Genomic DNA, 4,445 nt, shown 5'->3' with positions numbered 1-4,445 from the left:
CCCGGCGACGCTGCTCGCGCTGTACTACCGCTCGCAGGTCGACCTGCTCATCCTGCACAGCAAGCGTGAGATCGCCGCGTTCCGTTCGCTCGCGGAGCACTGGGGGATCGAGCAGGATTTCGGGCTCGCCACCCTGCCCTTTCTCGCTCGGTCTCGCCGCTCAGCGGTCGGTGACGACATCGTTTTCGCCGCGCAGGCCAAGGTGCCGCGGTCGCTAATCGACCGAGAACAGCTGGTCGGCTGGCTGGTCGAGACCGCCCGACAGCAGCCCGAGCGCCGTGTGGTGCTGAAGCTCAGGGCCGCCGCCGGTGAGACCCAGACCCACGCCGAGCGGTATCCCCTGGATGAGATTCTCGCCAGGGTGCCGGACGTCCCCAACAATCTGGTGGTTTCCACCGGTTCGATGCCGGCCCATCTCGAGCGGGCCGCCGCGCTGGTGACGGTGAGTTCGACCGCCGCACTCGAGGCCGCTGCGATGGGCGTTCCCGTGCTCATCCTGGATGATTTCGGTGTCTCCGCGTCCATGATCAATCTGGTGTTCGACGACAGCGGGCTGCTCGGGAGTTCGGATGACCTGATCGCGGGGCGCTACCGCACCCCCGATTCCGGGTGGCTTGACGAGAACTACTTCCACGAGGCATCCGGCGAGACCTGGATTTCGGCCATCGAGGCCGGGGTGAGGCGTCGTGCAGAGACCGAATTCCCGCTGCGGCCGCAGTTCAGGGGCACTCTCGGCGGCAATGTGCGGCGGGTGTGGGATCGCAAGCGGGCGCTGGGTCGCTACGACCGCAGCGTTGGCGGCTACCTTGCGCTGGCGGTGGGGATGCCACTTCGAGGAGCCGTGCGTCGGGCGCGGGCAATCCGCGCGAGGGTCGTGGGGTCGAAACCCGTCGTGGAGCGGCAGACGCAGCGTGTCGACTCGGTCGATGGCGACCGCGTGGGCCGGTAGCGGGCGGCTGCACCCGCTGCGCCCCCGTAGTCTCGCCTCATGCTCATCTGGATCAATGGACCATTCGGGGTCGGCAAAACTCAGGTCGCCCATGAGCTCAAACGGAAATGCCCCGGAAGTGTGATCGCGGATCCCGAGCTTCTCGGTTTCGGTATTCAGCGGATGTACCCGCCTGAACTCCGGGTCGACTTTCAGGACACCCCGTGGTGGATGCCGACGGTCGCGGACATTCTTATTGACGTGGCGAGACGGCACCCCGGCGATGTGATCGTGCCGATGACGCTTCACGATGAAGCTGGGCGCTGCAGAGATTCGAGGCGGCCGATAGTGCCCTTCGCAAACCACAGTTTTCAACGCACATTCACACTGATCGCCGGGCGCTTGCCCAGGTCGTCACAGAGCTCGGATCGGTACTCGGGCGGCAGCTGCGGTACTCGCCACAGGAGCTGGTGCAACTGCCGTTTAGATCGGCAATCGTGAAGGTTCGCCACATTCGGTGACCGTGCCAACGCAGGGCGCCTGCGCGGCGAACCTCCGATCGATGTTGATCTGCGAGGACGCGAGCGACGCGTCCGGCAGGTTTAGGCAATTTAGGTTATTGATGTTCGCGCCGTGGGTTGCAGTGACCGCGATGGGCTCAACATCGAGCCATTCGCATCCCCAGCGGCGACAAACTGCGAGTGACGTGCTTTTCGGCCATCTCAACTCGAGTCCCCGTTCCTTTTGTGTCAAAACGATTTCTCTCTGCGAGATACACGCAGAACCAAACGCAGGTCGCGTCGACGGCAACTAGCGGACGATGTCTTGCATCCAGCGGGAGGCACCGACGTTACGAGATGGTGCGACGCCGCGGCTCGTTCGCAAGAGAGGCCCACTGCGGTCAATACTTCGTCCTCAGAGTCGCATTGACGGCTCACGCGTCGGTAAGGTCCGTCTCGATTGAGGGTTTAGATTTCTGTCCTTTACGTATACCGTTTTGCCTATGAACATCAAGCAGATCGCCAGTGGCAGCGCTGCCGGAGTTATCCTCGCGGGAGTCGTCGCGTTCGCCGTCGTCACATTTGCGCCCGTACTGGATCTGAAGCCCGCCGAACCGGTTGTGAACATCAGTGAGCAGAAGTCGTTCGGTGAAGTACCGGCCAAGATCGTCCTGATCGCCGCCCCCGCCGTCGCGCCCGCAGCAGTCGTTGAGGTACCCACCCCCGTTGTCGAAGAGTCCTTTTATGTAGAACCCACACCCGTCGAAGAAACGGTTTACGACGAAGAGACTGGCGAGGCCACCGACTCAGGATGCCCCAACTCCTAGATCGAACATGACCTCGGTGACAGCCGAGGGTCTCCCTAACGGCATAGCTTTACCAACAGGCGCAGATGATAAGTCGGCGCCTGTTGTGTGTTGTGGCGGGCTTCGTGATTCTGCCCACTGACCATCGATGACGGCGCGTAACCGACCGGTCCTGCGTTGTTCTGCCGAATCGGTTGCCAAGAGCAATCCAACAGCGACACATCCGTGTTGTAAATACCAACTGAAGACATGGGGCCGTTGACGGTCGCGCCTCCCGGGGTTGACAAGTTTGAGCCGGATACCGCCCCACTCGCGGCCACATTCCCGGTGACTGACACCTTCCCGCCAGTAGAGAACCCGCTCGTCAGGTAGACGTTCGTTTCCCCAGCCACACGGGCGCCGATAGTCGCGATGCAGGCCCGCAGCTGCGCGACGAGGGAACCCACAGATGTTCCGTCTGGCTGCTCCCACGTCCTCATCCGCCGCCGCCGCAACCGACCAGGGCGACGACGGTGACGGTCAGAAGTTCGGAGCCGCGCAGGCCTGGTCGTACTGGGCCCTCGCCTCTGTCGGGTACATGATCAGTCGGGGCCTCGCGAAGGCCGGCACCAAGGGCCGTGAACGCCACAGCGACGACGACCGCTAACCTCCCGCCTGACCCTTCGGGCACTCGCATATTCGAGTGTTCGAAGGGTTGCACCTCCCCTCATCCCATTGCCGTGATTGGGCGCCGTCCAATCGGCCGGTCCGGTTGTCGCAGGTATAACAGGTTGTACTGTTGCGATGAAAACTGCGATCTCCATTCCTGACAACGATTTTGCACGCTTCGAGCGGCTGGCCGCACGCCATGGCATGAACCGATCGGAGTTCTACCGCCTCGCCGCAGAGCTGGAGGGGGAAGCAGAGCTGACCGAACTGTCAAATTCAGTTATTGCGCGGGTGGGTCAGCCTTCCGCGGAAAGTCCGTTCCTTCGCGAATCCGAGCGCACCGTGTTTGAGGGAACGGAATGGTGATTGCCCACGGAGACGTCGTGTGGATCGACTTCGGGTCTCCCCGTGGCTCCCAACCGGCCAGGCGCCGCCCGGCCGTAGTCATGAAGGAGAATTGGCTCCGTGCGACCGAGATCGCGACAGTGCTCATTGTTCCCCTGACATCGAACGTGGCGCTTGAGGCGTTTCCCGGTCATGTCCTCGTTCCGATTGACGCCTCCGGGCTGGGCAAGTGTTCTGTTGCGGTCGTGTCGCAGATCGGACCTGTCAGTCGTGAATTCCTAGACCCGTTCTCTATCGGGCATGTCCCGAGTTATGTGCTCTCGAAGATTAGTGACGGCGTGCGCCTGGTTCTGGGCATCTAGCGGATGAGATCATGATGGTCGCTCGCCTCTAGTCGCGACTTTTCCCAAGTTCTGAGTGGATGACGCTGACACTGTCCTCGACCGACGCGGTTCCCGTGTCAAGGAGCACACTGTGCTCGATCAACGGCATGTCCGTTGTCCAACGTTCGAACTCACGCAAGAGGAACGAGTGCTCGCGAGAAACACCACGGGTCGGATCGTCCCGTGCGCGAGCGAACGCGATCTCGAAGGTACTGGTGAGCACGACGGTGATGACCTCAATCTCGTCGGGAACCTGTGCGAGAACGCCGCCCACCTCCGAGGGGCTACCGGGCCCCTCGGCAATGACGACCGTAAGGGGGCTCCGCAGCCACTGACCGACCACCGAGCCGAAGATCCTGTGCGCGAAGGCCCAATCCGGAAGAGTGGGCAGCGCCATCTCGGCGATCTGATCCAACTCGACCAGCGCCACCTGCTCACCGTGCTGGCGCAGTCGCCGCGCGAGGGCTCGAGCAACAGTGCTCTTTCCGCCCGCGATGGGCCCCACAATTAGCAGGAGTGTCGGGGGAGGGTCTGGTTGTGCGGGCGCTGCTGGACTCATAGCACCAGCCTGGCAGCACTCCTTTTGTTGGGCGAGAGGGAGGCTTCCTGCTGCGCCCGTATCGCACAGTCCGCGAACGCCCTACGACGAGCGGTCGAACCTGACGACGGTCACGGTGTCGGCGCGCCACAGTTCTCGGGGCACCCATCCCGCTCGCCGAAGCAGTTGACTGGTGGATTCACGCCGCGCCGCGCCCTCGGTCGTGATGAAGAACACAGTGCCGACCCCGTCCAGGCGATCGAGCGTACCGGCGAGGGGCAGCCGGGTCTCCCACAG

7 protein-coding genes are annotated in these 4,445 nt (G+C 62.9%); 5 read left to right on the top strand and 2 right to left on the bottom strand.

What is annotated here, in order from left to right; genetic code table 11:
* The 5 genes from RMN95_RS04620 to RMN95_RS04600 all read left to right on the top strand — a co-directional run.
* On the top strand, positions 1-949 hold a 949-nt coding region (locus RMN95_RS04620; protein WP_397545247.1), incomplete at its 5' end, for a DUF6716 putative glycosyltransferase.
* A gap of 982 nt (positions 950-1,931) precedes the next feature.
* Positions 1,932-2,255: a hypothetical protein gene (locus RMN95_RS04615; RefSeq protein ID WP_309615780.1), complete on the top strand. Its 324-nt coding sequence runs from the start codon at positions 1,932-1,934 to the stop codon at positions 2,253-2,255.
* A gap of 427 nt (positions 2,256-2,682) precedes the next feature.
* Positions 2,683-2,880 carry a hypothetical protein gene (locus RMN95_RS04610; RefSeq protein WP_309615779.1) on the top strand — a complete coding sequence of 66 codons (198 nt, stop codon included), beginning with the start codon at positions 2,683-2,685 and terminating at the stop codon, positions 2,878-2,880.
* Between the two features lie 137 nt (positions 2,881-3,017).
* The gene (locus RMN95_RS04605; protein ID WP_309615778.1) at positions 3,018-3,248 is read left to right on the top strand and encodes a ribbon-helix-helix protein, CopG family; all 231 of its coding nucleotides are present in this window, start codon (positions 3,018-3,020) and stop codon (positions 3,246-3,248) included.
* Positions 3,242-3,589: a type II toxin-antitoxin system PemK/MazF family toxin gene (locus tag RMN95_RS04600; protein WP_309615777.1), complete on the top strand. Its 348-nt coding sequence runs from the start codon at positions 3,242-3,244 to the stop codon at positions 3,587-3,589. The genes RMN95_RS04605 and RMN95_RS04600 overlap by 7 nt, the downstream gene beginning before the upstream one ends.
* A gap of 28 nt (positions 3,590-3,617) precedes the next feature.
* Here the strand turns inward: RMN95_RS04600 and RMN95_RS04595 are convergent, their stop codons facing one another.
* Together RMN95_RS04595 and RMN95_RS04590 are read right to left on the bottom strand one after the other, a co-directional pair.
* Positions 3,618-4,169 (bottom strand): hypothetical protein, encoded by a 552-nt coding sequence (locus RMN95_RS04595; protein ID WP_309615776.1) that lies wholly within the window; start codon positions 4,167-4,169, stop codon positions 3,618-3,620.
* An 81-nt stretch (positions 4,170-4,250) separates the two neighbouring features.
* The coding region (locus tag RMN95_RS04590; protein WP_309615775.1) for a hypothetical protein at positions 4,251-4,445 on the bottom strand (195 nt) is incomplete at its 5' end.

This window comes from Salinibacterium sp. (genome assembly GCF_031364185.1).
Lineage (GTDB): Bacteria > Actinomycetota > Actinomycetes > Actinomycetales > Microbacteriaceae > Rhodoglobus.
Note: the sequence above shows the minus strand (reverse complement) of the source record. Positions and strands in the feature narration are given on the sequence as shown.

Excerpts from the sequence above, each read along its gene's own strand:
- RMN95_RS04615 (WP_309615780.1), top strand. The coding sequence starts at position 1,932 with ATGAACATCAAGCAGATCGCCAGTGGCAGCGCTGCCGGAGTTATCCTC.
- RMN95_RS04610 (WP_309615779.1), top strand. The coding sequence starts at position 2,683 with ATGTTCCGTCTGGCTGCTCCCACGTCCTCATCCGCCGCCGCCGCAACC.
- RMN95_RS04605 (WP_309615778.1), top strand. The coding sequence starts at position 3,018 with ATGAAAACTGCGATCTCCATTCCTGACAACGATTTTGCACGCTTCGAG.
- RMN95_RS04600 (WP_309615777.1), top strand. The coding sequence starts at position 3,242 with ATGGTGATTGCCCACGGAGACGTCGTGTGGATCGACTTCGGGTCTCCC.
- RMN95_RS04595 (WP_309615776.1), bottom strand. The coding sequence starts at position 4,169 with ATGAGTCCAGCAGCGCCCGCACAACCAGACCCTCCCCCGACACTCCTG.